This window comes from Actibacterium naphthalenivorans (assembly GCF_014196965.1).
GTDB classification, from domain to species: domain Bacteria; phylum Pseudomonadota; class Alphaproteobacteria; order Rhodobacterales; family Rhodobacteraceae; genus Actibacterium_A; species Actibacterium_A naphthalenivorans.
In genome coordinates this window covers 286,984-313,827 of record NZ_JACIEQ010000003.1, presented here as the reverse complement: position 1 = coordinate 313,827, position 26,844 = coordinate 286,984, and the positions used below count along the sequence as shown (strand labels likewise).

The following is a 26,844-nucleotide window of genomic DNA, read 5'->3' as shown; positions in this document are numbered from 1 at the left end:
CCTGTCGCACCCACGTCCCAGGAAAATCTCAACAGGAGCGTTCCCCAATGACACCTAAATTCCTTCAATCATCCCGCCGCGGCTTTCTTGGCGGCACGGCCGCCGCTGCGGCATTGACGACGCTGGCTGTTCCGGCGCGCGCGCAGGTGGAGGTGGTTCCGCTCGACCGCTACCAGCCCGACTACCTGACCGCCGGCGAATGGGCCTTCGTCATGGCGGCCTGCGCCCGGATCATCCCGTCTGACGGCGACGGGCCCGGCGCGATCGAGGCGCGGGTGCCGGTGTTCATCGATCGCCAGTTGGCAGGCGATTTCGGCGCCGCCGCCGATCTCTATATGGAGGGGCCGTTCAACCCCGGCTCCGACGCCTATCTGGGCACCCAGACCCCCCTGACGCCGGCCCGGATCTACCGCGACGGTATCGCGGCGGTCGATCAATGGTGCACCGACAACCTTGGCAGCCCCCTCGCCGAGCTGGAGCCCGAGGATCAGGACACGGTCCTGCGCGCGCTTTCCTCGGGTGACCTGAACCTGGGCGACGAGCTGCGCGAATTCTGGGCGCTGCTGGTCCAGAACACCAAGGAAGGCTATTTCGCCGATCCCAGATATGGCGGCAACCACGGGATGCAGTCCTGGATCTATATCGGGTTTCCAGGGGCGCGGGCCAATTACCTGGAGTGGATCGGCCGGAACGAGGCCTATCCCCTCGGCCCCGTCGACATCGCCGGCGAGAGGGCCTGAGACATGGCACGCACAGATCCGAAAAGAGACGTCGTCATCGTGGGACTGGGCTGGACCGGGTCGATCCTCGGGATCGAACTGGCGCAGGAAGGGCTGGACATTCTTGCCCTGGAACGGGGGGAGGACCGCAGCACCGTCCCGGATTTCAGGTATCCGCAGGTGATCGACGAACTGAAATACGGCATCCGCTTCGGTTTCATGCAAAAGCCGCGCAACTCCACCATCACCCTGCGCCGGACGCTGGACGAAGAGGCGCAGCCGATGCGGCGTCTCGGATCGTTCCTGCCGGGTGACGGTGTCGGCGGCGCGGGGATCCACTGGAACGGCCAGACCTGGCGCCCGATGGAGAACGAATACCGGCTCCGGTCCTATGTCGAAGAGACCTTCGGCGCCGAGATCATCCCCGAGGACATGACCATCCAGGATTGGGGCGTCACCGCCGAAGAACTCGAACCCTTTTATGACCGCTTCGAATACATGGCCGGAATTTCCGGGCAGGCGGGCAATATCAAGGGAGAGATACTGGAAGGCGGCAACCCGTTCGAAGCGCCGCGCAGCCGGGATTACCCCCTGCCGCCGCTGCCCCAGACCACCGATGCGCTGATGTTCGAACAGGCCGCGAAGGCCATGGGCTATCACCCGTTTCCGCGCCCCGCCGCCAATGCCTCGGCCGCCTATACCAACGAATACGGGATGCAACTCGGACCCTGCAATTTCTGCGGTTTCTGCGAACGCTACGGCTGTATCAACTATTCCAAAGCCTCGCCCCAGACCTGCATTCTCGATGCTCTGAAACGCTACCCCAACTTCGCCTATCGGGTGAACTCCGAGGTGTTGCGCGTCGATCTGGCGAACGACAGGAAAACCGCCACCGGAGTCACCTATTGGGACGAGGAGGCGCAGGAGGAAGTGACCCAGCCCGCGGACCTGGTGATCCTCGCCGCCTATTCGCTGCACAACGTCCACCTGATGCTGCTGTCGGGGATCGGCGAACCCTACAATCCGCAGACCGGCGAAGGTGTGACGGGCAAGAACTATGCCTACCAGATGAATGGTGGCACGACGCTGTTCTTCAAGGATGTCGAATTCAACCCGTTTGCCGCCGCCGGATCGTCGGGCATCTCGATCGACGATTTCGCGATCAACCAGATCGACTTTGCGGCCGAAGGGTTCATCGGTGGCAGCTATATCACCGCCGGGCAGTCAAACGGCCAGCCGATCCGGGGCATCGCACTTCCGTCCGGGGTGCCGTCCTGGGGTGCGGAGTGGAAGAAGGGCATCGGCGACTGGTACGGGCATTCCATGTCCATCGGGTCGCACGGGTCGAACCTTGCCTATCGCGACTGCTTTCTGGATCTCGATCCCACCTACAAGGATCGGCACGGTCGCCCCTTGATGCGGATGACCTTCAACTGGAAACCGAACGACATCCGCATGACGCAGTTCATGCGCAGCAAGATCGAACCCATCGCGCAGTCGATGAACCCCGATAGCTGGAAATCGAGCTACAAGGGTGACGGCGCGCGTTACGATATCCGCCCCTATCAGACGACCCACAACGTCGGCGGGGCGATCATGGGAACCGATCCGAACGCATCGGCGCTCAACCGCTATCTGCAGGCGTGGGGGCAGCACAACGTCTTCGTCATGGGGGCGGGCGCCTTCCCCCAGAACATCCAGTACAACCCCACCGGCGCGGTCGGCGCACTGGCCTATTGGGCCGCAGAGGCGATCCGCAAGGATTACCTGCCGAACCCCAGGCCGCTGGTATGAGGTGACGACATGCGGAATTTCATACATATCCTGTTCGCCGCGCTGCTGATCACGGGCCTGGGCTTCCTGGCCTTCATCACCGTCCCGGTCCAGCGCACCGAACCGCAGACAGCCCTGGCCGACGACTGGCGGCCGGAGGAGGGGCAGGGCGAGTATGCCATGCGCCTCGCCGATTGCGCCGCCTGCCACACCGCCCCGGATGGAGAGCTGTTCGCCGGCAATCGCCCGATCGAAAGTCCCCTCGGGACCATCTATTCGTCCAACATCACACCGGACGAGGCCACCGGTATCGGCGGCTGGAGCCTCGATGATTTTCGCGCCGCGCTCTATGATGGGGTGCGGCCTGATGGCACCCATCTCTATCCCGCCATGCCCTATGAAAACTATCGCAAGCTGACCGAAGAGGACATACGCGCGCTTTATCACTACTTCATGGAAGAGCTGGAGCCGGTCGAGAACCGTACACTGCAGTCGGACCTGTCGTTCCCCTTTGATCAGAGGTGGGGCTTGCGGGCGTGGAAATGGGTGGCGCTGGGTGATCCCGGGTTCGTCGCCGACACCGATGATCCGGTCCTTGCGCGCGGCGAATACCTGGTCGAAGGGCCGGGCCATTGTGGCGCGTGTCATACGCCTCGCAATAACCTGATGGCCGAGGCTGCGCTGGAAACCCCTGACGAGGCGTTCCTGTCGGGCGGTGAAATCGACGGCTGGACAGCCCCGCCCCTGCGGGGGCCCGACAGTGCGATCCGCGGCTGGAGCGCGCAGGACATGGCGGCCATCCTCGCCACCGGCCGAAACGCGCATGCCGCGATCAATGGCGAAATGCAGCTCGTCGTGCGCGATTCCACCCAGTTCATGAACGATGAGGATCTGCAGGCGCTCGCCGCCTATCTCGTCAACCTGAACGATGGCAGCACAGCCCCCGACAGGGCCGAGGAGACGGAAACCGAAGCCCTGCTTGTTTCGGCAGATCCCGACATGCCGCTCGGGCCACGTCTCTACCTCGACAATTGCAACGCCTGCCATTTCGCCGACGGGCGCGGCGCGGACGAGGTGTTCCCCGAACTCGACGGCAGTTCGCTGGTCACGGCGCAAAGCCCGACCGGGCTGATATCGATGATCCTGACCGGCTCGGAATTGCCCTCGACGGCCGAACGGCCCTCTTCCCTGCGCATGCCGGGTTTCGGTGACCGGCTGTCGGACGAGGAGGTGGCCGAGCTGGCGAGTTTCGTCCGCAGCGCCTGGAACAATGGGGCGCAGCCGGTTACGCCTGCCCAGGTGGCCGAACTGCGAGGAGACGCGGAAGCAAAGCGGGACTGAGAATCCGCGCGGCCCGCGGGCCCCGCGCAATTGGGGTCCGCGGTGACCGCTCTGCCGGTGCAAAATGGTCAACAAAGGCAATGCGAACCGGCTGCCGCGCGAAAGGCCGGGCAATCGCAGGCTGATCGTGCGCTATCCGTTGTCCGGTTCGACCTGCCCGCCGTAACCCCGCAGGGAAACGGCGGTTTGCTCCAGTTCGGCCTCGTTTGCGCAAAGCACCACATCATGTCCGCCTTAAACGCAGATGCCGGCCAGTTCGTGGCCGGCACCGGTGGGCGCGCCCGTTATCACGGCAAGGCGTTTCGCCCAGTCATCTCATCTCTTCTGTTCGGGGATGGTCATGGCGTCATGACCACCTTGGTCCATTCGTTCTGGTTGCCGTGAAAGTTGCGATAGCCCTCCGGCGCCTCTTCCAGCGACAGGCGGTGCGAGATCAGGAACGTGGTATCAACCTCGCCTTCTCCGATCCGTCGCAGCAGATCTTTCGAATACTTCTGGACATGGGTCTGCCCGGTGCGCCACTGCAGCCCCTTCTCCATGAAGGCGCCAAGCGGAAACTTGTCGAGAAAGCCGCCGTAGACGCCGGGCATCGAAATGCGCCCGCCCTTTCGGCAGGCCAGGATCGCCTGGCGCAGGGCATGGCCACGGTCCGCGCCGATACCGACCGTCTGCTTCGCCCTGTCCAGCACGTTGTCGGGTGTGAGGCCATGGCTTTCCATACCCACGGCATCAATCACTGCATCGGGGCCAAATCCGCCCGTCATTTCCATCAACGCCTCCAGAACATGCGTCTGGCGGTAGTCGATCACCTTGGCGCCGAATTTTCGCGCCAGTTCCAGCCGATGCGGGTAATGGTCAATGGCGATGACCTGATGCGCGCCCATGATCAGCGCGCTCTGAACCGCGAAAAGGCCTACCGGACCGCAACCCCAGACGGCAACGGTGTCGCCCTCTTCGATGTCGCAATTCTCGGCCGCCATCCACCCGGTGGGCAGGATGTCGGACAGAAACAGAACCTGTTCGTCCTCCAGCCCGTCTGGGATGACGATCGGCCCCACGTCGGAATAGGGCACACGGACATACTGGGCCTGTCCGCCGGGATAGCCGCCGGTGAGATGAGAATACCCGAAAAGCCCCGAAAGCGCGTGGCCGTAGAGCGGCTCGGTCAGATCTTGCGTCTCCACCGGGTTGGAATTGTCGCAGGCCGAATATTGCTGCTTCATGCAGTGAAAGCACTTGCCGCAGGAAATGGTGAAAGGCACCACGACCCGCTGGCCCTTCTTCAGCGTACTGGCGGGCCCGGTCTCGACGACCCGGCCCATGAATTCATGGCCAAGGATGTCGCCGGGCATCATGCCGGGGATCACCCCGTCATAAAGATGCAGGTCCGATCCGCAGATCGCGGTGGCGGTCACTTCGATCACCGCGTCGCGGGGATTGATGATTTCGGGGTCGGGTACCGTCTCGACCCGGACGTCATGTGTTCCGTGATAAGTCAGTGCGCGCATTGTATCCTCCCTTCAGGCCAGCTTGCGGTTGTTGGCGGTCGCAACCTCGCCCGTTTCCATCAGCATCTTGAAACGTTTGAGTTCGTGGCGGCCCTGCACCGCAGGTTCGCGCCGGAACAGCCTGGCGATCGCCCGGCCCGCTGCGCCGCCGGGGGGAACATAGGCGATGATCGCCTCCACCTCCGTACCGCGCCCGCCCGGAGCGTCGCGGAACATCACCTTGCCCTCGGTATCGATGTCCGACCCATCGATCGAGCGCCAGGCGATCTGCTCGTTCTTGCGATCGCTGATGATCCGGGTGCGCAACGTGTAGCTGCTGCCGGCCGGCCCCCTTATGGTCCACACAAGCGTGTCGCCGCTGGCCTCGACCGCCTCCACGTTTTCCATGAACCGGGGCAGGTTCTTGAATTCGCGCCAGAACGCATAAAGTTCGTGGCGCGGGCTGTTTATGGTCACGGTCTTCCCCACCACGGCATAGTCGCCGTACCGGGGCAGGCGGCCGGTGCGGCCGGGGGCGTCATCCGCCCGGCGGTCTTGCCGGTTCCTGCCGGATGACAGCCAGAGCGAGGCGGCACCGGCGGCCAGCAAGCCGACGCAGACCGATACAGCGACGGCGCGAACGGCCGAGTGCGGAGGTGTGTTTTTTGGCGGCATCTGAAATCTCCTTTGCGGACTACGGGAACCGGCGCAGGGAGGGATTGTTCCCAGATTTTCACGCGTGCAGAGGCGGGTCGGAAGACGGGCAAACCGTTCCGTGAGCATCGTTTCCGAAGAGCGAGAAAGCTTGGCGGCGTCTCATACATGCGTCGGGCTGAACCCGATTTTCGGCCCGGCCGAAGAAAATCCCATGCGCCGGGAACTCATCGATGGGGTCGTTCAGGACCTTCTGACGCTGGTGCACTGGGGCTTCGGACCATCATGAACGGCTCGGCCCTCGGCCCAGACACTCACCTGTCTGGATTACAGTCTCGTGGGCGCGCCGACCCGATCTTGAGGGAATGCGATGGCGGGCGTCGGCGGCTGGCGCCGGGCCTTTGCCTGTTCAGCTCAAGGTCCACCCGCTGGCGTCGGCAAGACGGTCGCGGACAAAGCCAATGAACCGGGCGGCTTTGGCCCCGTCGATCACCCGGTGATCATAGGACAGCGACAGCGGCACCATTGTCCGCAGCGCGATCTCCCCTTCGTGTTCGACGGGTTTGCGCTGCGCCCGTGAGACGCCCATGATGGCAACCTCGGGGGCGTTGATGATCGGCGTGAACGCCGTTCCGCCGATCTTCCCCAGGCTGGTGACGGTGAAGGTTCCGCCCTCGGTATCGGCATACCCAAGCTTGCCGCTGCGCGCCTTTTCGGCCAGGGCAGCGACCGCCGCGGCCAATTCCGAAACGCTCAGGCTGTCGGCGTCTTTCAGCACCGGAACGATCAGCCCGGCGGGCGTGTCCACGGCGATGCCGATGTTGTAGTATTCCTTCAGGAATAGCGTCTTTCCCGTGTCGCCCAGCGACGCGTTGAAATCGGGAAATTCCTTCAGCCCCGCCAGACAGGCCATGACGATGAACGACAGCGCCGAAAGTTTCGGGCCGTCGGGGTTGGAGGCGTTAAAGTCATGCCGCGCCGCTTCCAGGGCGGTGATGTCGGCCTCATCGTGATGGGTGACATGGGGCACGTTCTGCCAACTCGCGGCCATCCGGCGGCCGACGATCTGCCGGATGTTGTCGAGCGGGCGCTCCTCGACCTTGCCGAACAGCGAATAGTCATAGGTCGGAACGGTCAGACGGGACGTCGAACCCTGATCGGATGAAGTCATTTTTCAGCTCGCTTTCTTTGCGCAAGGCGATTGGCAGAACGTTGTTTCCGGCCTACCCGAACAGGGTGTCGCCGCTCACGTTTCCGATGCCCGGGTGGATATCGAAGCGGACCACGCCGATGGCCGCCTTTCCGCCGACGGCCTGGCGGATCCTCTCGGTCCCCGAAATGCCGAAGCCGCCGCACAGTTCGATCGCGCCGATGCCATCGGCGACCAGTTCGGCGGCAACGGCCTCGGCCTGGGCGTAGTTCTCGACGCCGACAACCGTAAGATTGACGGTCGGGGTGGACACGACCTGCCGGTGGGTATCCGCATCGGCCCCGCCGGCAAGGAAGATGAATGCTGCTTTCAGGCTCATGATGTCACATAGAGGGTGGCCGCGTTCGGGCGGTCACGCCTCCTCCTCTGCTTTGAAATTTGCGACGAAGGCGTCGATATCGGCCTCGGGCGTTTCAGCCTGCGCGATCACGCCGATGAGCGCGCCAACCGCAAGCGTATCGCCATCATGGGCGACCCGCCGACGGAATACGCCGTCGGCCGGGGATTCGCAGATGTTGGTGATCTTTTCGGTTTCGATCCCGACAAGCTCATCGCCCTCCATCACCTCGTCTCCGGCCTCGACATGCCAGTCGACGACCTTGCCCTCGGTCATCGTCATGCCGAGTTTCGGCATGACGACAGCGGTTATCCTGGCCGGACTCATCAGTCGGCACCTTCAAGCACGCGCGCGCTTGCGCCAGAGCCCATCACCGAACGGACGCTTTCCTGAATGTCGGCGACACTCGGGACGTAAGCATCCTCAAGCACGGGCGAGAACGGCACCGGCGAATGCGGCGGCGTGACCCGCTTGATCGGCGCCTTCAGCGCGTCAAAGGCGTCCTCGGCGATGATGGCCGAGATGTCCGAAGCCAGGCCGCAGCGGGGCGAGGCTTCGTCGACCACGACCAGACGCCCGGTCTTGCGCACCGATGCGATGATCGTTTCGCTATCGAGCGGCGAGGTCGTCCGCGGGTCGATCACGGTGCATTCGATGCCTTCCTTGGCCAGCGCATCGGCCGCCTGATTGGCAAAACCGACCATCCGCCCGATCGCCACCACGGTGACATCCTTGCCCTCGCGTGTGAGGTTGGCCACCCCGAACGGGATCGTATAGGGCTCGTCCGGCACCTCACCGGTTTCGTCGAACATCGCCTTGTGTTCGAAAAAGATCACCGGATCGTCATCCCGGATCGCCTGGGTCATCAGGCCCTTTGCCTCATAGGCGGAAGAGGGGATCACGACCTTGAGCCCCGGGAAATGGGTGAAGACCGGATAGACGCACTGACTGTGCTGGCTGGCCGCGCGCGTGCCCGCCCCATAAAGGGTGCGGATGACGCAGGGCGTCTTGGCCTTGCCGCCGAACATATAGCGGAACTTGGCCAGCTGGTTGATGATCTGGTCGCCGCAGACGCCGAAGAAATCGACGAACATCAGCTGGGCGATCGGGCGCAGCCCGGTCATGGCGGCCCCGGCGGCGGCCCCGATAAAGGCGCTTTCGCTGATCGGGGTGTCAAGCACACGCTCGCGCCCGAATTCCGGCATCAGCCCCTTGGTCACGCCCATGACACCGCCCCAGGCATCCTGTTCGCCGCCGGCGCCCATGCCGCCCGCGACATCCTCGCCCATGATGATGACGGTCGGGTCACGGCGCATTTCGTCGCGCATGGCCTCGTTCAGGGCTTCACGAATTGATTTAACAGACATTTCGAGTCTCCTCTTCAGAGGTCAATAGGAAAGATAGACGTCGGTCGTGAGCGTCGACAGCGCCGGGGGCGGCGCCGCTTTCGCTTCGCGGACGGCTGCGTCGATCAGCGTATCGACCTCGGCGTCGATGGCATCCAGATCTTCGGCTTTCAGCATTCCACCGCCCGTGGTGCGGGCCCGGAAGAACTTGAGCGCATCAAGATAGCGCCGCTCGTCCTGCACCTCGCCCGGCTTCTTGTAGGTTGCCGCGTCGCCTTCGAAGTGGCCGTAATAGCGCGTGAACTCGATATGGATGAAGCGCGGGCCCTCGCCGTTGCGGATCGCGGCGACAGCCTCTTCGGCGGCGCGGTAGACGGCGAAGTAGTCATGCCCGTCAACCCGTGCGCCCTTGATGCCGAAGCCTTCGGCGCGGCGCACCGGATCATGGCCTCCGATCGACCACGAACTTGCCGTCGACTCGGCATAGCCGTTGTCTTCGAGCACGAACAGAACCGGCAGATCATAGACCCGCGCGAAGTTCATCGATTCCAGCGTGGTTCCCTGGTTGAACGCGCCATCCCCGAAAAACGCGACCGACAGGCCGCCGGTCTTCAGCGTCTTGGCCGTCAGCGCCGCACCACACACCAGCGGCGCACCGCCGCCCACGATACCGTTCGCGCCAAGCATCCCGACATCGAGATCGGCGATATGCATCGAGCCGCCCTTGCCACCGCAAAGCCCGCCCTCGCGGCCATAGATCTCTTTCATCATGCCCATCACGTCGCAGCCCTTGGCGATCGAATGGCCATGCCCGCGATGGGTGCTTGCAACAGTGTCATATTCGCCCAGCTGCTGGCACACGGCCGCCGCCGAGGCTTCTTCACCCGCGTAAAGATGGACGAAGCCCGGAATTTGCCCGGTCATGAACTCTTTGTGCACCCGCTCTTCGAACTCCCGGATAACGCGCATGGTGCGATATCCGTCGAGTAGCCGCTGTTTGTCGATCTTCATGGGAAATACCTCCTCGGTATCGGGGATGAACGTAGAACTGTCCCGCGTCTGACGTGCCTTGGCGGACGCGCGGAAAGCAGGTCATGAACCCGCCCTGCGCCGCGCCGGCATCTGGCGATTTGCTGGCAAACAAACCTGTCCCGGTGGGTCGTTTTTTGTACCGTCACCGAGAGGCTGTTCATGTGTTTGCTCCACCCTTCGCCTTGGAAGACAGGCTGTCACGGGATGCAGAGCCGGGCGTTGATCCAAATCAATCTTGGCGCGGGGGCCGGATCGGCGGCCGAAAACGGCCGCTCATGTTTCGCCCTGACGGATTTCGTGCGCGCGCTGACAGAGCCGCTTTTTCCTGTCGGCACGTGGCGCCGGGTAAAGAGGCGCAAATCGTGCCATCGGTCGTTCTCGTGCGGATTGAGCTTTAAGAACAATGCCATGGCTTGCCAGTGGCATCACGATCTCGTCCGGGCGATCTTCGGGCTGATCGCTGCGCTTGGCGGGCGGTTCTTCAGAAAGCCCAGGCAATTCCGGAACGGTGCGACACGATATGCGCAGGCGGCGCGACATTATCTCGCGGCCGCCCGCGTCGCCTCCTCAGCACTCTGGACGCGGTTTTGCGAGTCCGCGTGTTTGCCCCGCGCTCAGTTCTCCGTGAGCTCTTTGCTGGCGACCATGTAGCCCTCCTCCTGCTCGGCGCGGATCGCGATATCGGAGAAATCATAGTCGCGCGAAGGATGCTCGCCCGAGCGTGCCTCGCGCACGAAACGGGTGATGCTTGTCGGCGCGCCGCGCCCCATGAGCTGGATATAGGATGGCAGATGCCTGATCCGCGATGCTTCGGCCGGTTCGAGATGGGAAAGTACAAAATCGGTCAGCCGGCGATAGGCGGCAGAGGTCTCGCGGTGGCGCAGATCGCTCCGCACCCGTTCGGAATAGATGATCTCGTCGCGCCGGGCCATGACCTCCATTATGTTGGAGGGAAGCTCGCGCTCATTGGAAAAGAGATCGACGATGAACACGCGTTTGCCATCCGGCCCGCAGCGTTCGTTCACCAGATCAAGCGGCGAGTTGCTGATGATGCCGCCGTCCCAATAGGCCTTGCCGTCGATGACGGTCCAGGGAAACCCCGGCGGCAGGCTGCCGCTGGCCAGGATGTGATCGGGGGTCAGATCATCGACATAGCTGTCGAATATCTCCAGCTCTGCGGTTGCCACGTTGATCGCGCTGACCAGCAGCCGCACCGGGCTGGACTTGAGGCGCGGGAAATCGACATATTTCATCAGAAGGGCGCGCATCGGCGCCGTGTCGTAAAAGCTTTTCCAGTTCACCGGCAGGTCCAGCATGTTCTGGAACGAGGGCATCCAGCGCGGCCGGAAGAAATTCGGCACCCCGAGCGCGAGGATCCTCATCGCGACGGCGGTCTGGCTGGCCCAGGCGGCGGGCAACGGCGGCGCGGCGACGGCCAGTTCCTCCCAGAAGGCTTCCAGCGCTTCGGTGGCGCCATGCGGATGGCTGGCGATGATCGCGCCGTTGAACGCCCCGATCGAGACACCGGCGACGATGTCGGGAAAGATCTGCTGTTCCTCGAGCGCTTTCACCACGCCGCATTCGAATGCGCCGAGCGCGCCGCCGCCTTGCAGAATCAGCGCCGTCTGAAGCGGAAGGTGCTCCAGATCGAAATCGGAATCGGGCAACCTGTCCTTCACCCCCTGCAGGTTGATCCGGTAGCGGATCATATCCTCCGCGATTCGCGTCTCGTCTGCCGGGCGTCCGATCGAAAACAGCGCCCGCGGCACGTCATCCTTGAGGTAGAACAGCGCAAACGAGCGTTCTGCGGGATCGGGATCGCCCCGGCCGATCCATTCATCCGCCCCTTCGGTAACCCCGAGCACGTTGAACCCGACATCGCCGATCTCGCAGAAAAAATAGGAAACCTCGTCATAACGCAGGCGGCGCCCCATCATGTTGCGCGCCGCGAGCCGCCCCTGTTTGACGGCATTGTCCCAATGTTCGATGTGGCGGCGCTGGGCGAAGACGGGATCGTAGAACGCCGTGACATCGCCCGCGGCGAAGATATCCGGCACGTTGGTTCGGAGCTGATCGTCGGCGACGATATAGCCATTCTCGAGCGCGATCCCGCTTCCGGCCAGGAATTCGGTGGTCGGCGTCACGCCGATGCTGACCACCACCAACTCGCAGGGCATGCGTATTCCGGTCACGGTCTCCAGCTCGCGCACGGCATCCCTGCCATGCAGCGCGGCGGTGGTGGTGTCAAAGAGCAGCTTCAGGCCGCGGCTTTCCACATGCTGCTGAAATCGCTTTGAAAGGCCGGGCGCTTCGAGCCGGTACAGCAGCTCCGGGCCGCGCTCGATGATCGTGACCTCGAGGCCCAGTTCGCGCAGGGCCATCGCGATCTCCAGGCCCAGAAAGCTGCCGCCGAGCACGACGGCATGCTTCGCACCCGCCGCCGTCTGCCGGATCGCTTCGGCATCGGCGACCGTGCGCAAGGTATGCACCCCCCGCAGTTCCGCCCCGCGCGCCTTCAGCGGCCGCGGGGTGCTGCCCGTCGCGATCAGCAGCCGGCGATATCCGATCTCCTCGCCCGCTTTTGTCGTCACGATCCGCCTTTCGGGATCGACCGCGCGCACGGTCGTGCCAAGGCGCAGCTCGATCGCATGTTCGCGATAGAACTGTTCGGGGTGGACCAGGATCTGGGGCGCCACCGCTTCGCGCATCGTGGGCGCCTTGGACAGGGACGGGCGGTGGTAGGGTGGCAGGTTTTCGGCGCAAAGCATCATCACCGATCCGGTGGCGCCCTCGGCCCGCAGCGTTTCGGCGGCGGATGCCGCGGCCAGCCCGCCGCCAATGATGAGATACTCCGCCCGCAGCGGTTCGGTGCCCTCCGGCGCCGGGTTTTCAATGCCTGCCATGTGTGCTGATCCTTGCGCGGCTCATCAGTGCCAATTGTGTTCCGTTTCAATCGCGCCTGCTCCGATGACGCGCCCGAGGATGACGGCGGCCCGAGCCGCGACCGGGATTGCAGGCAAAGGCTACCGCGTCTTCGCGCCCAGGTAAAAGCAAATGATTGCCGCAGCGTGTCCGGTGTGGTTCAGCAATGCCCCCGGTACTTCTTGTGCTCAGGCCTCACCCCCGCTTGACCGCCTTCGAAATCCACATCATATCGGCGCAATGACCGACCTGAAAAACATCCGCAACTTTTCCATCGTGGCGCATATCGACCACGGTAAATCCACGCTGGCCGACCGGCTGATCCAGCTTACCGGCACCGTGGCCGCGCGGGACATGAAGGCGCAGCTTCTCGACAACATGGATATCGAGCGGGAACGCGGCATCACCATCAAGGCCAACACCGTGCGGATAGAATATCCCGCGAAGGACGGCCAGACCTATATCCTGAACCTGATCGATACGCCGGGCCATGTGGATTTCGCATATGAGGTCAGCCGTTCGATGCAGGCGGTCGAAGGTTCGTTGCTGGTGGTCGATGCCTCTCAGGGGGTCGAGGCGCAGACGCTGGCCAACGTCTATCAGGCGATCGACGCGGATCACGAAATCGTGCCCGTTCTCAACAAGGTCGATCTGCCCGCCGCCGATTGCGACCGCGTGGCCGAACAGATCGAGGATGTGATCGGCATCGACGCCTCTGATGCCGTGCGGATCAGCGCCAAGACGGGTCTCGGCATCCCCGAAGTGCTGGAGGCGATCGTGACCCGCCTGCCGGCCCCCAAGGGCGACCGTGACGCGCCGCTGAAGGCGATGCTGGTCGACAGCTATTACGACGCCTATCTGGGGGTGGTGGTGATCATCCGCGTGATCGACGGGGTGATCAGGAAGGGCGACAAGATCAAGATGATGCGCACGGGCGGCACCTATCCGGTGGATCGCCTCGGCGTGTTCCGGCCCAAGATGGAGAATATTCCCGAACTGGGCCCGGGCGAGATCGGCTTTCTGACCGCTTCGATCAAACAGGTGCGCGACACCCGCGTGGGCGATACCATCACGCATGAGAAAAAGCCCTGCGCCGCCGCTCTGCCGGGCTTTAAACCGGCGCAGCCGGTGGTGTTCTGCGGCCTGTTCCCGGTTGATGCCGCCGAGTTCGAAGATCTGCGCGATGCGATCGAGAAGCTGGCGCTGAACGATGCCTCCTTCAGCTACGAGATGGAAACCTCGGCCGCGCTCGGCTTTGGCTTTCGCTGCGGTTTCCTCGGCCTGCTGCATCTCGAGGTGATCCGCGACCGGCTGGAACGCGAATATGACATCGATCTGATCACCACGGCGCCCAGCGTGATCTATCACGTCTACCTGCGCGACGGCACGATGATCGAGCTGCACAACCCCGCCGACATGCCCGACATGACGCTGGTCGATCATATCGAGGAGCCGCGCATCAAGGCGACCATCCTGGTGCCCGACGAATACCTGGGCGATGTGCTGAAGCTGTGTCAGGATCGGCGCGGCATCCAGATGGATCTGACTTATGCCGGTACCCGTGCGATGGTTGTCTATGACCTGCCGCTCAACGAGGTGGTGTTCGATTTCTACGACCGGCTGAAATCGGTGACCAAGGGCTATGCCAGTTTCGACTATCAGATGATCGGCTACCGCGAGGATTTCCTCGTGAAGATGCAGGTTCTGGTGAATGACGAGCCTGTGGACGCGCTGTCGACCATGGTGCACCGCGACCGGGCAGAGCTGCGCGGCCGGGCCATGGTCGAGAAGCTGAAAGAGCTGATCCCGCGCCACATGTTCAAGATCCCGATCCAGGCGGCCATCGGCGGCCGGGTCATCGCGCGCGAAACCCTGTCGGCGATGCGCAAGGACGTGACCGCGAAATGCTATGGCGGCGATGCGACGCGGAAAAAGAAGCTGCTGGAAAAGCAGAAGGCGGGCAAGAAGAAGATGCGCCAGTTCGGCAAGGTGGAAATCCCGCAGCAGGCGTTCATCAACGCGCTGAAGATGGACGATTGAGCGCCTTTGCCCTCACAACACGCCACCTGCGCGATCCCGACCCCGCCCGCTTCGGGGCCCGCTGAACCGGAGTTGCGCTAGCTGCGCGCCCCCTTGCGATCGGCCGGGTCCGGCTCTCCGGCAAGGGGTCGCGCGTCGAGTTCGGCGGCGATATCCTCGTCAAGCGGGGTGTCGCAGCTGTTCAGGATGTACCCCAGGGTCGAATAGAACCCCACTGTCGCGATCACGTCGAACAGTCCCGCCGTGCCGACCATATCCACAAGCGCCGCCTGAATGGCCGGCGACAGGCGCTTTTGGTCGAACAGCTCGTCAACCGCGCGGGCGATCGTGGCATCCTGCGGCGCCATGCCCTCGGCCCGGCCGCGGATCGAGCCGATGCGCGCATCGTCCATCCCGCAGGCACGGGCGCGCACCACATGCTGCCCCCATTCGTAGGACGAGCCCAGCCGAACGCCCGTGCGCAGGATCGCGACCTCGCTGAGCTGCGCGCCAAGGGCGTTGTCCAGCACCACATGCTGGCGCAGCGGTGCCCATGCCTTCAGCAGGGCGGGGTTGTACGCCATGGTGCGATAGACATTCAGCCGCCCGGCAAAGCCATCCTGCATGCCATCGGCAAGGGCGGGCCAGTCGGCGTCGGACAGGGGCGGGAACACGGGCATGTCGGGCATGGTTTTATGTCGTTTCGCTTGGCATGGCGCCGGTGCCGAAACGCCCGGCGCCGGCGCGCTGTGTCACAGAACCTGGCGCATCGCCGTTTCCAGCTTGGTAACGATCTCTTCGACATGGCTGTCGTCCAGGATAAAGGGCGGCGCCAGCAATATGTGGTCGCCGTTTTTCCCGTCGATCGTGCCGCCCATCGGATAGCAGATCAGCCCTGCCTCGAAGGTCGCCTTCTTCAGCGCCTTGGCGATGCCGCGTTCCGGGGCGAAGGGGCGTTTGCTTTCCCGATCCTCGACCAGTTCGATGCCGCGAAACAGGCCGCGCCCCCGGATGTCGCCGACATGGGGGTGCTGGCCGAACGCATCGGCAAGCGCGGCCTGGAGCGTCTCGCCCATGGCCTGCGCGCGCCCGACCAGGCCGCCGCTGGTCAGCTTGGTTACCACGGCAAGGGCGGCGGCGGCGGCCACCGGATGGCCGATGTAGGTGTGGCCATGCTGAAAAAAGCCGGAGCCATCCTCGATCGCCTTGTAGATCGCGCCGCTGCACAGCATGGCGCCGATCGGCTGATACCCCGCGCCCAGCCCCTTGGCGATGGCGGTGATATCCGGCGCGATGCCGTCCTGCGCGCAGGCGAACAGCGTTCCGGTGCGGCCCATGCCGCACATCACCTCGTCGAGGATCAGCAGAACACCGTATTGGTCGCAGATCTCGCGGATACGTTTGAAATAGCCCGGCGCAGGGGGCACGGCGCCGGCGGTGGCGCCGACCACGGGCTCGGCGACAAAGGCCATGACCGTTTCCGGCCCGAGGCGCAGGATTTCGGCCTCCAGCTCATTCGCCGCGCGCAGGCCGTAGGCTTCGGCGCTTTCGCCGGCTTGCTGGTGGCGATAGGCATAGCAGGGGGCGATATGGCTGGTGTCGATCATCAGCGGCGCAAACGGCTCGCGGCGCCACATGTTGCCGCCGGTGGCCAGCGCGCCAAGCGTGTTGCCGTGATAGCTTTGCCGGCGGGCGATGATGCTGCGCCGCGCCGGCTGGCCGATTTCCAGATAATATTGCCGCGCCAGTTTCAGCGCCGCCTCCATCGCCTCCGATCCGCCCGACACCAGATAGACACGCTCCAGCCCCGCAGGCGCATGCTCGATCAGAAGATCGGCCAGCGCCTCGGCCGGTGCCGAGGTGAAAAAGCCGGTATGGGCAAAGGCCACCTGATCCAGCTGCGCCTTGATCGCGGCGGTCACATCGGCATCGCCATGGCCCAGGCAAGACACGGCCGCGCCGCCCGATCCGTCCAGATACTGCTTGCCCGTCTGGTCATACAGATACACGCCCTCACCGCGCGCCACCGTGGGCGGGGCCGATTTCGTGTGGCGGGGAAAGATATGTGACATGGGGGCTTCCTTTCGTGCGAATCCCCGGCGGCCATGCTGCCGTCCATCATTTTTGGAACATATGTTTCATTTATTGACAACAAATAAAACACGTGAAACGCTCCGTTTCATCGAATCCTTGGGGGGCTCATGCCCGACGCTGTGTCGATTGAGGAAAAGATCGCGGCCGAATATGGCGGCCTGAGCGCGAAGCTCAGGGTCGCGGCGGATTTCGTTGCCGCAAACCCGGTAGAGGTCGCCACCCGGTCGCTGCGCGCGATCTCGGCCAGTTCGGGGCTTGCGCCATCGACGTTTTCGCGGCTGTCGCGGGCGCTGGGATTCGACAGCTATGAAGACATGCGCGAGCTGTCGCGCAATGCCATCGGCCGCCAGGTCATCAGCTTTTCGGAAAAGGCCCGCCGGTTGCAGGCGGAAAAGGCCAATGGCGAGTCGGCCCCTTTCCTCGAGCGTCAGGGCGCGGCCTGCATCGCCAATATCGAAGCGGCGACCCGCCTGATCGAGCCTGCCCGGCTCGAGGCCGCGGTCGACCGGCTGCATGTGGCGCGCAACGTGGTTCTGTTCGGCGCGCTCGGGTCCACCGGGCTGGCGGAATACATGGCCTATATGGGCAATTACTTTGCGGCGAACTGGTCGATGGCGGGGCGCATGGGCGCGTCGCTGTCTTCGGCCATGGCCGATCTGGGGGAGCAGGACGCGCTGATCGTCGTCACCAAACCCCCGTTTGCCCGCCGCGCCATCCTTGCCGCGGAAATGGCATCGCAAAAGGGCGCCTATGTTCTGGTCATCACCGACACCCACACATGCCCCGCCCTGCAATATGCGTCGGCACAGTTCATCCTGCCGTCAGACAGCCCGCAGTTCTTTTCGTCCTATGCCGCGACGCTGGTGCTGATGGAAGCCATCATAGGCATGCTGGTGGCCCGCGCCGGGCCCGAGGCGAAGGCCAGGATCGAAGAGATCGAGGCCCGCAGCCACATGCTGGAAGAATTCTGGGCATAACCGCCCTGAGTATCAAACCCAAAACCAACCACGGGAGTTCACGATGTTTGCCAAACTGAAATTCACAGCCGCCGCCATGGCGGTGGGCCTGATGGCCGCGCCGGCGGCGCAGGCCGAAGAGTTCATCACCATCGGCACCGGCGGTGTGACCGGGGTGTACTACCCCACCGGCGGCGCGATCTGCCGTCTGGTCAACAAGGGCCGCAAAGAACATGGCATCCGCTGCTCGGTCGAATCCACCGGCGGCTCGGTCTATAACATCAACACCATTCGCGAGGGCGAGCTGGAATTCGGCGTGGCCCAGTCCGACTGGCAGTACCACGCCTATCACGGCACCTCGAAATTCGAAGAGGCCGGCCCGTTCGAAGGCCTGCGCGCCGTCTTCTCGGTGCACCCCGAGCCCTTCACCGTGGTGGCCCGCGCCGACAGCGGTATCAAGACCTTCGACGACCTGAAGGGCAAGCGGGTGAACCTGGGCAACCCCGGCTCGGGCGCGCGCGGCACTTTCGAGGTGGTGATGGCCGAAAAGGGCTGGACCACCGATGACTTCGCGCTGGCCGCCGAGCTCAAACCGGCAGAGCAGGCCGCGGCGCTGTGTGACAATCAGGTGGATGCGATCGTCTTCACCGTCGGCCATCCCTCGGGCACCATCCAGGAGGCGACCACCGCATGCGATTCCGTCATCGTGGCGGTCGAAGGCACCGAGATCGACAAGCTGATTTCCGAAAACGCGTTCTACCGTTCGGCCACCATCCCCGGCGGGATGTATCGCGGCTCGGATGAGGATGTGAAAACCTTCGGCGTGGGCGCCACTTTCGTGACCTCTGATGCGGTGTCGGAAGAGGCCGTGTACACGGTGGTGAAATCGGTGTTCGAAAACTTCGAGGATTTCAAGAAGCTGCACCCGGCCTTCGCCATTCTGAAGCCCGAGGAAATGGCCACGGCCGGCCTTTCCGCCCCGCTGCACCCCGGTGCCGCGAAATATTACAAAGAACAGGGCTGGATTGAATAACCAACTGTGACAGTATGACGACAGGGCCGGGGGCGCATGCCGCCCCCGGCCTCTCTGAACCGACGGGCGGATGAACCGCCCGCGCCCGGAGACAGGCCCGCAACAGGCCGGTGTGTAATGATTGCCGCAGAAACGCGGCCCAACGGGGAATCTGGGACATGACGGACAAGTCGCCGAGCAATGGCCGCGCACTTTCGGAAGAGGAACTTCAGGAGCTGGTCGCCGCCTCCGACTCCGGCGCGCGCAACCCGGCCGGGCCGGTCGGGATCTTCCTGGCGGTTGTCGCGGTTGTCTGGTCGCTGTTTCAGGTGCTGCTGGCCTCGCCGGTTTCGAATGTGATCCTGCCCGGCGACGTGATCAACAACTCGCGCCAGATCCATCTCGCCTTTGCCATCTTTCTGGCCTTCTGCGCCTATCCCGCCCTGCGCACCAGCCCGCGCAGCTATATCCCCGTTCAGGATTGGATCTTCGCCGTCACCGGCGCCTTCATCGCGCTTTACGGCTATTTCTTTTATCAGAAGGTCGTCAATTCCGGCGGGCTGGCCGACGATACCGACAAATGGGTGGCGCTGGTCGGGCTGATCCTGTTGTTCGAGGCCGCGCGCCGCGCGCTGGGTCCGGCCATGGCGATCATCGCCACGATCTTCCTGCTCTACGTGTTCTTCGGCTCGTCGGAGATCGTGCCGGAGGTGATCCGCTGGAAGGGCGCCTCGCTGAAAAAGGCGATGAGCCACATGTGGATCACGTCAGAGGGCGTTTTCGGCATCGCGCTGGGCGTCTCCACCAAATTCGTGTTCCTGTTCGTGCTGTTCGGCGCCCTGCTCGACAAGGCCGGGGCGGGCAACTACTTCATCAAGATGGCCTTCGGCGCGCTGGGCCACCTGCGCGGCGGCCCGGCCAAGGCGGCGGTTGTGGGCTCCGCCGCGACGGGCCTGATCTCGGGCTCGTCCATCGCCAATGTCGTCACCACCGGCACCTTCACCATTCCGCTGATGAAGCGGGTCGGGTTCAGCAGCGAACAGGCCGGCTCGGTCGAGGTGGCAAGCTCGGTCAACGGCCAGATCATGCCCCCCGTGATGGGCGCCGCGGCCTTCCTGATGGTGGAATATGTCGGTATTTCCTATGTCGAGGTCATCACCCACGCCTTTCTGCCCGCCGTGATTTCCTACATCGCGCTGGTCTATATCGTGCATCTGGAGGCGGTGAAGCGGAACATGCCCACGCTGGGCAACCGCACCACTTCGCTGGCCAGGACGATCGGCGGCATGTTCGTCTTCTTCGCCGGTTTCGCGGCGATGTGCTACGGCGTGCAATATCCGGTGCGCTGGGTTGCCTCGGTGGTGCCCGAGGGGGCGGGCTGGGTGCTGGCGGCGCTGGTCTTCGTGGCCTATGTGGCGCTGTTGTGGCTGGCCGCGCAGGTGCCCGATCTGGAACCCGACGACCCCAATGCCGAGCAGGTGGAACTGCCCGAGGTGGGCAAGATCTACAAGGCGGGGCTGTATTTCCTGCTGCCGATCGTGGTGCTGGTCTATTTCCTGATGATCGAACAGAAATCGCCGGGCCTGTCGGCCTTCTGGGCGACCGCGCTGTTGTTCGCGATCCTGCTGACCCAGCGCCCGATCAAGGCGATGTTTCGCGGGCAAAGCGAAACCGTCAACGCCTTTCGTGCCGGCGTGGGTGATCTGATCCAGGGGCTGATCGACGGCGCGCGCAACATGATCGGCATCGGCCTGGCCACCGCCACCGCAGGGGTGATCGTCGGCACCGTCACCCTGACAGGGGTGGGGCAGGTGATGGCCGATCTGGTAGAGTTCCTGTCGGGGGGCAATCTGATCCTGATGCTGGTGATGGTCGGGTTGCTGAGCCTCGTTCTGGGCATGGGGTTGCCGACCACGGCGAACTATATCGTGGTCAGCTCGCTGATGGCCGGGGTCGTGGTCGAGCTGGGCGCGCAATCGGGGCTGATCGTGCCGTTGATCGCGGTGCATCTGTTCGTGTTCTACTTTGGCATCATGGCGGATGTGACGCCGCCGGTGGGGCTGGCCAGTTTCGCCGCCGCCGCCGTTTCGGGCGGTGATGCGATCCGCACCGGCTTCATCGCCTTTTTCTACTCGCTGCGCACGGTGGCGCTGCCTTTCGTGTTCATCTTCAACACCGATCTTCTGCTGATCGACGTGGGCTGGGCACAGGGCATTCTGGTGTTGGTCACCGCGACGATCGCCATTCTGGTCTTCACCGCCGGAACGATGGGCTATTTCGTCACCAAAAGCCGCATCTATGAAAGCATCGCGCTGGTGCTGATCGCCTTTGCGCTGTTCCGGCCCGACTACGTGATGAACAAGTTTCAGCCCGCCTATGAAACGATCGCGCCCGCCGCGCTCGAACAGGCGATGGGCGCGGCGGATGAGGGGCAGGAGCTGCGCATCGTCGTGTCGGGCCCGGATTTCGATACGGGCGAGATCAAGGAAACCACCCTTGTGCTGCCCGCCGGCCCGGAGGAGGGCGGCGCGGCGCGCCTGCAGGCGCTGGGGCTGACCGCGATCCCCGAGGGCGACGGGATGCTGCTGGAAGAGCCGTTCCCCGGCACGCCCTTCTTTGAAACTCTTGGCTCGTTTGACTTTTACGGCGATACGCCGGTCAGCGTGGCCTCGGTTCAGGCGGCGGCGGATCAGGCGCCGAAAGAGCTGATCTTCATTCCGGTGCTGCTGTTGCTGGCGGGGCTGGCGTTCATTCAGCGGGCGCGGGCCCGCACTCAGCAAGGAGTTCCCGCATGAGCACCTCGATCCTTTGCGCAATCGACGTGAGCCAGCCCGAGGTTGACCGCAACGTGCTGCTGACCGCCGACAAGCTGGCCCGGCTGGATGACGCGCGGCTTGATGTCATCACCGTCGTTCCCGATTTCGGGATGAGCGTGGTGGGATCCTATTTCGACAACAGCTTTCATGACAAGGCGGTCGCCAAATCGCGGGAGATGCTGAACGATTTCGTGTCGTCCACGATCGGCGCCGAAGCCAACGCCAAGGTGCGCCACATCGTGGCGACCGGCAAGGCCTACGAGGAAATCCTGCATGCGGCGCGCGAGGCGGGGTCGGATCTGATCGTGATCGGCTCGCACAAGCCCGAGCTGCGCGATTACCTGCTCGGGCCCAACGCGGCGCGGGTGGTGCGCCACTCCAAATGCTCTGTCTATGTGGTGCGCTAGCTAGCGGGCCGCCAGCGCGCGAGCGATGGTTTCCGACAATTGCCGCAGCGCGTTCGCCTGTGCCGCGGCGATCGCGCCGGGGGTTGCGCCCTCCAGCGGCACCGGAATGTCGAACCGGCCGGCGGTGTTGTCAAACGGCCGCCCTTCGCCGCTGACGTAATACATCCCGCTCAGCCGCAACACACCGTCGGCCCCGGCCAGCAGCCGTTCGGCCCGGATATCGACGCTGACATCGGGCAATGCGTCAAGCGGCCAGGGTTCGGCGGCCACGGTGGCCGAGGTGATCTCGGCCAGGTGGCGGGCGATCACCAGCGTCGCCGCACGCTCGGGCGTGTCGGCCCAGAGCCCGCCGGGGGTTTCGATGGCGCCGGTGGCGCTCTGCAGCGCGATCTCGTCGGCCGCGGCATAGGCCGGCAGGGAAACGGTGCGCACCACCACGGAGCGGACCGCCGGCCTGACGCGCAGGTCCGAGGTGACCGGCTCCATCTGATAGCCCGGACCGGTCGCGGAACAGGCGGGAAGCAGCAGAACGAGGGCGACGGCCAGGGCGCGCAGTGGGCTCATGTCATTTTCCAAACAGGATCGAGTTGGGGTCACGCTCCAGCGTCCGGGCCAGCGTGCGTATGGCGTTGGCCGCGGATTGGATGTCGCGGAAGGTGGCAAGTGTTTCGGCGTTGAAACGGGATCGCTCGCCGTAGCTGCCAAGCAGGGCTTCGGCCTCGGCCACGACCCGGCTCAGACGTTCCGACAGGGCGGGCAGGCTGGCGGCGGCGTTTTCGACGGCATCCGCCGCCGCCTCGGCCGATGCCAGCGCGGAGTTGACGTTACCGATGGCGCCGCCTTCACGCAGTTCGGCCAGAAAGCCGCGCACCTGGTTCAGCGCGCCGGTCAGGGCCGGAGGAAGCTGCCGCGCATCCTCGGTGCCGATCAGCGCATCGATCGAGGCCAGCGCCCTGGTGGCGGCGTCGACCAGCTCTTCCACGGCCAGGCTGTTGGCCTTGTCGCCCAGCGCCTTGACCTGTTCGGTGATCTCCGGAAGGTCGGCCGCGGCCGTGTCGATATTGGCGGCAGCCGAGGCTGCGCTGTCGATCGCGTCGTTCAGCTTTGCCACCGTGCGGGCCTGTTCCAGCTCGTCGGTGATCTTGCGCAGATCGCCGATCGCGGCCCGCACCTCGCCCGGCACCGCCTGGGTGTCGGCCGATCCGATCAGCGCGCGCGCCTCGTCCAGAAGCGCGTTCATGGTGCGGGGCGTTTCCTGCAATGCCTGATCGTTGGCCAGCCGCTCCAGACTGTCCATCAGCGATATGGCCGAAGACAGAAGCTCTTCGACCGGAAGCGCGTTGATGCGTTCGAATACCCCCTCTGCCGTCGCGTCGAAATCCGAAAGCTCGGCTTCGGTGGCGGGCAGCACGGGATAGGGTTTCGCCTCCATGTCGATGGTGGCGGGGGTGTACTCGGTCAGCTCGACGAGTTCGACGATCAGCGCGCCGGTCAGGATGCTGCTGGTCGCGAGCCGGGCGCGCAGGCCGCGCGCAACGTAATCCTGCAACAGCGTCATCACGCCTTCGGCGCTCAGATCATCGCCAAAGCCCAGGCGGCTCGGCTTGATCGTGAGGTTGACCAGAAGCCGGATGCGGCGCCGCCCGTCAACCTCTTCCACCTGCGCGATCAGGTCTGACACCTCGCCGATCCGAACGCCCCGAAAGCGCACATCGGCGCCGGGGGTCAGCCCGCTGACCGACCCGTCGAACAGCACCGACAGGTGCAGATCGTCCGGCGCGGCGGTCGCGTCGTTGAACAGGCTTTCGCGGGCGGCAGCCTCGTCTTCATAGATGTCGAACACCTGCCCCTGGGTGATCGGATCGCCACCCGAGATCAGCGTGTCGAAGCTGACCCCGCCTTCCACCAGCGAGGCAAGGCTGCTCATGTTCAGCGTCACCCCCGCCGTCCCGAGCGAGACGGAAAATCCCGACGTGTCCCAGAACCGCGTGGCCGAGGTGATGCGCCGGTCATGCGGGCCTTCGATGAAGGCCTGAACCACCACCCCATCGCCCGACGGGCTCAGCCGCGGTTCCTCGATATAGCCCACCTTGACCCCCTTGTGCAGGATCGGCGCCCCGGCGGCCAGCTTGTTGCCGTCGCGGGCGTGCAGTTCGATCTGGGTGCCGGGCTGGCCCGGGCGCACCAGCGGCGGCTCGTCCTGCCCCGTAAAGCTGCGCCGCGCGGTACCTCTCTGTGAATTCCACGATCCTTCGATGAACACGCCCGACAGAACCGTATCGAGCCCCGAGATGCCGCGCACGGAAACCTGCGGGCGCACCACCCAGAACCGCGCGTCTTCGTCGAGAAACGGGATGACATCCCTGTCGATCCGGGCGGTGATGATGACGCGCGACAGGTCGCCGGAAAAGCCGACCTTCTCGACCGTGCCGACCGTCACGTCGCGAAACTTGATCGCGGTGCTGCCGGCCACCACGCCGGTGGCATTGGCGAAAGAGATTTCAACCAGCCGGCCGCGATGCGAATAGTTCTGCCAGGCCACGCCCAGCGAAATGGCCAGCGCCAGAACCGGCACCAGCCAGACCACCGACAGCCGCTGCCAGAATGCGGGCCGTGCCGGCCGGATCTCGGGTTCAGGGGGGGTAACGTCGTTCATTCCGCGGGTCTGTCACTGTCCCAGATTGTTCGTGAATCGAAACTTTGGGCCGAAAGCATCGTGAAGGCCACCGATAGTGCAAAGCTGACGGCGGCGATGCCGGGGTTGATCGTAGCCACCGTATCCAGTTGCACGAGCGATGACAGGATCGCAACCACAAACACGTCGATCATCGACCAGCGGCCGATGAAGTCTGTCACTTCGTACAGCCTGTGGCGCAAATGGCTGTGCTGGCGGATGGGCCACTGCACGCTGAGCGCCAGATAGCTGATGGCGATGAACTTGCCGATCGGGATCATCACGCTGGCCACGAACACGATCAGCGCAACCCCGTAAGACCCGTGATGCGCCAAGTCTATCACGCCGCCGATGATCGTGCTTTCGCGTTTGCTGACCAGGGTCGAGGTCAGCAGCATGGGATAGATATTGGCGGGAATGTAGAGGATCATGCCGGCAAACAGCCAGGCCCAGACCCGTTGCAGGCTTTTGATCTCGCGGCTGGAAATCGGCCCGCCGCAGCGCTGACAGATCTGCGCCCCGCCCGGATGGACGCGGCCGCAGCGGCGGCAGGCCACCAGCCCCGCCGCGCGGGCGGTCAGGGGGCCCGGTTTTCCAGCGATTTCCATATCGAATACCTGCACATGAAATTGTCCTGAAGTACTGTGACGAGAACGAGGCCGACAAACGCCCAGAACGCCGGCCCGAGCGAGACCGTGGCCAGCCCCGACACCTTGATCAGCGCGACCGCGACGCCGACGATGAAGACCTCGGCCATCGACCAGGGTTTCAGCGCCTCGGCCAGCCGGAACGCGGCGCGGGCATGGACAAGCGGCGCGCGCCCGAGCGCCATCGGCGCCAGCGTATAAAGGATCGCCGCCAGCCGGGCGAGCGGGATCAGCACGATCAGCCCCGCCACCGCCACCGACAGCGGCAGCATCAGCCCCGAGGAAAAGGCGCGCACCGCATCGAACACCGAGGCAAAGTTGTGCAGCCCGGCGGCATCGAGCGCGAGAAACGGGAAGAACACCGCCGCAACCATCAGGACGACGGCGGCAAGCGACAAGGCGGTGATCCGCGCGAAGGCCCCCGGCCGAGGGGTGATCAGAACCGCGCCGCAGCGATTGCAGCGGGCACGCGCATTGTCGGGCACATCGACAACCCGGTAGAGGGCGTCGCATCCCGGGCAGGCAATCAGCGGCGAAAGCGGGTCGGGATCATCGGGCTCCATTCTGTGCCTCCTTCTGTGGCCGGGGCAACGGGCCGCCGGGGCGGGCGCGGCGGCGGTTCACTGCGACGTGCCGTCGCCCTGCGCGGCCTCGACCTCGGCGGCAAGCAGGTACCCGCTGCCATGCACGGTCCGGATCATTGAATCCGCCGCATCGCCATTGTCAATCTTGCGCCGCAGCCGGACGATATGCGCGTCGATCGCCCGGTCGGTGATCGAGACCGCATTGCCATAGACGGTTTCGAGGATACGCTCGCGGGTCTGAACCTCTCCGGCGCCCTGGGCCAGCGCGCGCAGCAGCGCGAATTCCGTGCTTGTCAGATAGACATCTTCGGCCCCGCCGTCACGCGTCAGCCGGCGCTCGACCAGATCGAGCGTCAGATCGCCGAACCGAAGAAAGCGGACCGGCGGCAGGGCGCCGGCGAGTTCGGCATCGGCGGGCTTGCTGCGGCGCAGGACCGAACGGATGCGCGCCAGCAACTCGCGCGGCTCATAGGGTTTGGTGAGATAATCGTCGGCGCCCAGTTCCAGCCCGATGATCCGGTCATAAACCTCGTCGCGGGCGCTGAGCATGATCATCGGCACCCGGTTGTCGCGCCGCACCTCGCGGGCCATTTCGAACCCGTCCACATCCGGCAGGATCAGATCGAGGATGATCAGGCTGAACTCGTGCCGGGCCATCGCCATGCGCATCTGTTCACCGCTTCCGGCCGAGGTGGCGCGAAAACCCTGTTTCGCAAGGAAACGTTCCAGAAATGACGTCAGCTGCCGGTCGTCATCCACGATCAGGATATGATCCTGCATCGGTCTTTTTCCTTTTATTTACAGACTTTATCTT

The 26,844-nt window shown here is 64.3% G+C and carries 26 protein-coding genes; 11 read left to right on the top strand and 15 right to left on the bottom strand.

The window, feature by feature from the left end:
* Window positions 1-47: 47 nt before the first annotated feature.
* Genes GGR17_RS12820 through GGR17_RS12805 form a run of 4 tightly spaced genes read left to right on the top strand, consistent with a single transcriptional unit; the run spans window position 48 to window position 4,217 of the window.
* On the top strand, window positions 48-740 hold the full coding sequence (locus tag GGR17_RS12820; RefSeq protein ID WP_054539907.1) for a gluconate 2-dehydrogenase subunit 3 family protein: 693 nt from the start codon (window positions 48-50) through the stop codon (window positions 738-740).
* A gap of 3 nt (window positions 741-743) precedes the next feature.
* Window positions 744-2,513, top strand: coding sequence for a GMC family oxidoreductase (locus GGR17_RS12815; protein WP_054539906.1), 1,770 nt, complete (start codon window positions 744-746; stop codon window positions 2,511-2,513).
* A gap of 9 nt (window positions 2,514-2,522) precedes the next feature.
* Window positions 2,523-3,833, top strand: coding sequence for a cytochrome c (locus tag GGR17_RS12810; RefSeq protein WP_054539905.1), 1,311 nt, complete (start codon window positions 2,523-2,525; stop codon window positions 3,831-3,833).
* A 42-nt stretch (window positions 3,834-3,875) separates the two neighbouring features.
* Window positions 3,876-4,217 (top strand): hypothetical protein, encoded by a 342-nt coding sequence (locus GGR17_RS12805; protein WP_157445612.1) that lies wholly within the window; start codon window positions 3,876-3,878, stop codon window positions 4,215-4,217.
* Here the strand turns inward: GGR17_RS12805 and GGR17_RS12800 are convergent.
* Together GGR17_RS12800 and GGR17_RS12795 are read right to left on the bottom strand one after the other, a co-directional pair.
* Window positions 4,172-5,341 carry a zinc-dependent alcohol dehydrogenase gene (locus tag GGR17_RS12800; RefSeq protein ID WP_054539904.1) on the bottom strand — a complete coding sequence of 390 codons (1,170 nt, stop codon included), beginning with the start codon at window positions 5,339-5,341 and terminating at the stop codon, window positions 4,172-4,174. The genes GGR17_RS12805 and GGR17_RS12800 overlap by 46 nt on opposite strands.
* Window positions 5,342-5,353: 12 nt before the next feature.
* Entirely contained in the window at window positions 5,354-5,995 is a 642-nt protein-coding gene (locus tag GGR17_RS12795) for an SRPBCC family protein (protein WP_054539903.1), read from the bottom strand.
* A 100-nt stretch (window positions 5,996-6,095) separates the two neighbouring features.
* Between GGR17_RS12795 and GGR17_RS12790 the strand changes: the two genes are divergently transcribed.
* A complete protein-coding gene (locus GGR17_RS12790) occupies window positions 6,096-6,263 on the top strand; it encodes a hypothetical protein (protein ID WP_157445611.1) in 168 nt (55 codons plus the stop codon).
* Window positions 6,264-6,383: 120 nt separating this feature from the next.
* Here the strand turns inward: GGR17_RS12790 and GGR17_RS12785 are convergent, their stop codons facing one another.
* The 5 genes from GGR17_RS12785 to GGR17_RS12765 are packed head-to-tail and all read right to left on the bottom strand — an operon-like array spanning window position 6,384 to window position 9,878.
* Entirely contained in the window at window positions 6,384-7,145 is a 762-nt protein-coding gene (locus GGR17_RS12785) for a 2-oxo acid dehydrogenase subunit E2 (protein WP_054539902.1), read from the bottom strand.
* A 52-nt stretch (window positions 7,146-7,197) separates the two neighbouring features.
* Window positions 7,198-7,503 (bottom strand): DUF6506 family protein, encoded by a 306-nt coding sequence (locus GGR17_RS12780; protein ID WP_054539901.1) that lies wholly within the window; start codon window positions 7,501-7,503, stop codon window positions 7,198-7,200.
* A gap of 33 nt (window positions 7,504-7,536) precedes the next feature.
* Window positions 7,537-7,848, bottom strand: coding sequence for a biotin/lipoyl-containing protein (locus GGR17_RS12775; protein ID WP_082386679.1), 312 nt, complete (start codon window positions 7,846-7,848; stop codon window positions 7,537-7,539).
* Complete coding sequence (locus GGR17_RS12770) at window positions 7,848-8,888, bottom strand: alpha-ketoacid dehydrogenase subunit beta (RefSeq protein WP_054539899.1); 1,041 nt, start codon at window positions 8,886-8,888, stop codon at window positions 7,848-7,850. The genes GGR17_RS12775 and GGR17_RS12770 overlap by 1 nt, the downstream gene beginning before the upstream one ends.
* 21 nt (window positions 8,889-8,909) lie before the next feature.
* Complete coding sequence (locus tag GGR17_RS12765) at window positions 8,910-9,878, bottom strand: thiamine pyrophosphate-dependent dehydrogenase E1 component subunit alpha (RefSeq protein WP_037208893.1); 969 nt, start codon at window positions 9,876-9,878, stop codon at window positions 8,910-8,912.
* A gap of 240 nt (window positions 9,879-10,118) precedes the next feature.
* Here GGR17_RS12765 and GGR17_RS12760 point away from each other — a divergent pair, with 240 nt between their 5' ends.
* Window positions 10,119-10,550 carry a hypothetical protein gene (locus GGR17_RS12760; RefSeq protein WP_157445610.1) on the top strand — a complete coding sequence of 144 codons (432 nt, stop codon included), beginning with the start codon at window positions 10,119-10,121 and terminating at the stop codon, window positions 10,548-10,550.
* Here GGR17_RS12760 and GGR17_RS12755 read toward each other — a convergent pair.
* On the bottom strand, window positions 10,514-12,802 hold the full coding sequence (locus tag GGR17_RS12755; protein ID WP_054539897.1) for an FAD-dependent oxidoreductase: 2,289 nt from the start codon (window positions 12,800-12,802) through the stop codon (window positions 10,514-10,516). The genes GGR17_RS12760 and GGR17_RS12755 overlap by 37 nt on opposite strands.
* Window positions 12,803-13,061: 259 nt before the next feature.
* Here GGR17_RS12755 and lepA point away from each other — a divergent pair, with 259 nt between their 5' ends.
* On the top strand, window positions 13,062-14,861 hold the full coding sequence (gene lepA / locus GGR17_RS12750; RefSeq protein WP_054539896.1) for a translation elongation factor 4: 1,800 nt from the start codon (window positions 13,062-13,064) through the stop codon (window positions 14,859-14,861).
* Window positions 14,862-14,938: 77 nt separating this feature from the next.
* Here the strand turns inward: lepA and GGR17_RS12745 are convergent, their stop codons facing one another.
* Together GGR17_RS12745 and GGR17_RS12740 are read right to left on the bottom strand one after the other, a co-directional pair.
* Window positions 14,939-15,529, bottom strand: a complete 591-nt coding sequence (locus GGR17_RS12745) for a carboxymuconolactone decarboxylase family protein (RefSeq protein WP_054539895.1) — start codon at window positions 15,527-15,529, stop codon at window positions 14,939-14,941.
* A gap of 63 nt (window positions 15,530-15,592) precedes the next feature.
* Window positions 15,593-16,912: an aspartate aminotransferase family protein gene (locus GGR17_RS12740; protein WP_054539894.1), complete on the bottom strand. Its 1,320-nt coding sequence runs from the start codon at window positions 16,910-16,912 to the stop codon at window positions 15,593-15,595.
* Window positions 16,913-17,041: 129 nt separating this feature from the next.
* Between GGR17_RS12740 and GGR17_RS12735 the strand changes: the two genes are divergently transcribed.
* From GGR17_RS12735 to GGR17_RS12720, 4 genes are all read left to right on the top strand, one after another.
* Window positions 17,042-17,911, top strand: a complete 870-nt coding sequence (locus GGR17_RS12735; protein ID WP_037208888.1) for a MurR/RpiR family transcriptional regulator — start codon at window positions 17,042-17,044, stop codon at window positions 17,909-17,911.
* 43 nt (window positions 17,912-17,954) lie between these two features.
* Entirely contained in the window at window positions 17,955-18,923 is a 969-nt protein-coding gene (locus GGR17_RS12730; protein WP_082386678.1) for a TAXI family TRAP transporter solute-binding subunit, read from the top strand.
* A 158-nt stretch (window positions 18,924-19,081) separates the two neighbouring features.
* A complete protein-coding gene (locus GGR17_RS12725; RefSeq protein WP_054539893.1) occupies window positions 19,082-21,697 on the top strand; it encodes a TRAP transporter permease in 2,616 nt (871 codons plus the stop codon).
* On the top strand, window positions 21,694-22,125 hold the full coding sequence (locus GGR17_RS12720; protein ID WP_054539892.1) for a universal stress protein: 432 nt from the start codon (window positions 21,694-21,696) through the stop codon (window positions 22,123-22,125). Before GGR17_RS12725 ends, GGR17_RS12720 begins: the two co-directional genes overlap by 4 nt.
* On the opposite strand, the gene GGR17_RS12715 is transcribed toward GGR17_RS12720, so the two are convergent.
* Genes GGR17_RS12715 through GGR17_RS12695 form a run of 5 tightly spaced genes read right to left on the bottom strand, consistent with a single transcriptional unit; the run spans window position 22,126 to window position 26,810 of the window.
* Entirely contained in the window at window positions 22,126-22,689 is a 564-nt protein-coding gene (locus tag GGR17_RS12715) for a PqiC family protein (protein ID WP_054539891.1), read from the bottom strand.
* Between the two features lies 1 nt (window position 22,690).
* A complete protein-coding gene (locus tag GGR17_RS12710; protein WP_054539890.1) occupies window positions 22,691-24,781 on the bottom strand; it encodes an MlaD family protein in 2,091 nt (696 codons plus the stop codon).
* Window positions 24,778-25,407 carry a paraquat-inducible protein A gene (locus GGR17_RS12705; protein ID WP_054539889.1) on the bottom strand — a complete coding sequence of 210 codons (630 nt, stop codon included), beginning with the start codon at window positions 25,405-25,407 and terminating at the stop codon, window positions 24,778-24,780. The genes GGR17_RS12710 and GGR17_RS12705 overlap by 4 nt, the downstream gene beginning before the upstream one ends.
* On the bottom strand, window positions 25,377-26,009 hold the full coding sequence (locus GGR17_RS12700) for a paraquat-inducible protein A (RefSeq protein WP_054539888.1): 633 nt from the start codon (window positions 26,007-26,009) through the stop codon (window positions 25,377-25,379). Before GGR17_RS12700 ends, GGR17_RS12705 begins: the two co-directional genes overlap by 31 nt.
* Window positions 26,010-26,066: 57 nt before the next feature.
* Window positions 26,067-26,810 (bottom strand): response regulator, encoded by a 744-nt coding sequence (locus GGR17_RS12695; protein WP_054539887.1) that lies wholly within the window; start codon window positions 26,808-26,810, stop codon window positions 26,067-26,069.
* Window positions 26,811-26,844: the final 34 nt, after the last annotated feature.

Bases quoted from the DNA above. Each gene is read 5' to 3' on its own strand.
- GGR17_RS12745 (WP_054539895.1), bottom strand. From the start codon at position 15,529: ATGCCCGACATGCCCGTGTTCCCGCCCCTGTCCGACGCCGACTGGCCC.
- GGR17_RS12780 (WP_054539901.1), bottom strand. From the start codon at position 7,503: ATGAGCCTGAAAGCAGCATTCATCTTCCTTGCCGGCGGGGCCGATGCG.
- GGR17_RS12820 (WP_054539907.1), top strand. From the start codon at position 48: ATGACACCTAAATTCCTTCAATCATCCCGCCGCGGCTTTCTTGGCGGC.
- GGR17_RS12725 (WP_054539893.1), top strand. From the start codon at position 19,082: ATGACGGACAAGTCGCCGAGCAATGGCCGCGCACTTTCGGAAGAGGAA.
- GGR17_RS12735 (WP_037208888.1), top strand. From the start codon at position 17,042: ATGCCCGACGCTGTGTCGATTGAGGAAAAGATCGCGGCCGAATATGGC.
- lepA (WP_054539896.1), top strand. From the start codon at position 13,062: ATGACCGACCTGAAAAACATCCGCAACTTTTCCATCGTGGCGCATATC.
- GGR17_RS12740 (WP_054539894.1), bottom strand. From the start codon at position 16,912: ATGTCACATATCTTTCCCCGCCACACGAAATCGGCCCCGCCCACGGTG.
- GGR17_RS12815 (WP_054539906.1), top strand. From the start codon at position 744: ATGGCACGCACAGATCCGAAAAGAGACGTCGTCATCGTGGGACTGGGC.
- GGR17_RS12705 (WP_054539889.1), bottom strand. From the start codon at position 25,407: ATGGAAATCGCTGGAAAACCGGGCCCCCTGACCGCCCGCGCGGCGGGG.
- GGR17_RS12730 (WP_082386678.1), top strand. From the start codon at position 17,955: ATGTTTGCCAAACTGAAATTCACAGCCGCCGCCATGGCGGTGGGCCTG.
- GGR17_RS12715 (WP_054539891.1), bottom strand. From the start codon at position 22,689: ATGAGCCCACTGCGCGCCCTGGCCGTCGCCCTCGTTCTGCTGCTTCCC.
- GGR17_RS12795 (WP_054539903.1), bottom strand. From the start codon at position 5,995: ATGCCGCCAAAAAACACACCTCCGCACTCGGCCGTTCGCGCCGTCGCT.
- GGR17_RS12810 (WP_054539905.1), top strand. From the start codon at position 2,523: ATGCGGAATTTCATACATATCCTGTTCGCCGCGCTGCTGATCACGGGC.
- GGR17_RS12695 (WP_054539887.1), bottom strand. From the start codon at position 26,810: ATGCAGGATCATATCCTGATCGTGGATGACGACCGGCAGCTGACGTCA.
- GGR17_RS12765 (WP_037208893.1), bottom strand. From the start codon at position 9,878: ATGAAGATCGACAAACAGCGGCTACTCGACGGATATCGCACCATGCGC.
- GGR17_RS12800 (WP_054539904.1), bottom strand. From the start codon at position 5,341: ATGCGCGCACTGACTTATCACGGAACACATGACGTCCGGGTCGAGACG.
- GGR17_RS12785 (WP_054539902.1), bottom strand. From the start codon at position 7,145: ATGACTTCATCCGATCAGGGTTCGACGTCCCGTCTGACCGTTCCGACC.
- GGR17_RS12770 (WP_054539899.1), bottom strand. From the start codon at position 8,888: ATGTCTGTTAAATCAATTCGTGAAGCCCTGAACGAGGCCATGCGCGAC.
- GGR17_RS12710 (WP_054539890.1), bottom strand. From the start codon at position 24,781: ATGAACGACGTTACCCCCCCTGAACCCGAGATCCGGCCGGCACGGCCC.
- GGR17_RS12700 (WP_054539888.1), bottom strand. From the start codon at position 26,009: ATGGAGCCCGATGATCCCGACCCGCTTTCGCCGCTGATTGCCTGCCCG.
- GGR17_RS12720 (WP_054539892.1), top strand. From the start codon at position 21,694: ATGAGCACCTCGATCCTTTGCGCAATCGACGTGAGCCAGCCCGAGGTT.
- GGR17_RS12755 (WP_054539897.1), bottom strand. From the start codon at position 12,802: ATGGCAGGCATTGAAAACCCGGCGCCGGAGGGCACCGAACCGCTGCGG.
- GGR17_RS12775 (WP_082386679.1), bottom strand. From the start codon at position 7,848: ATGAGTCCGGCCAGGATAACCGCTGTCGTCATGCCGAAACTCGGCATG.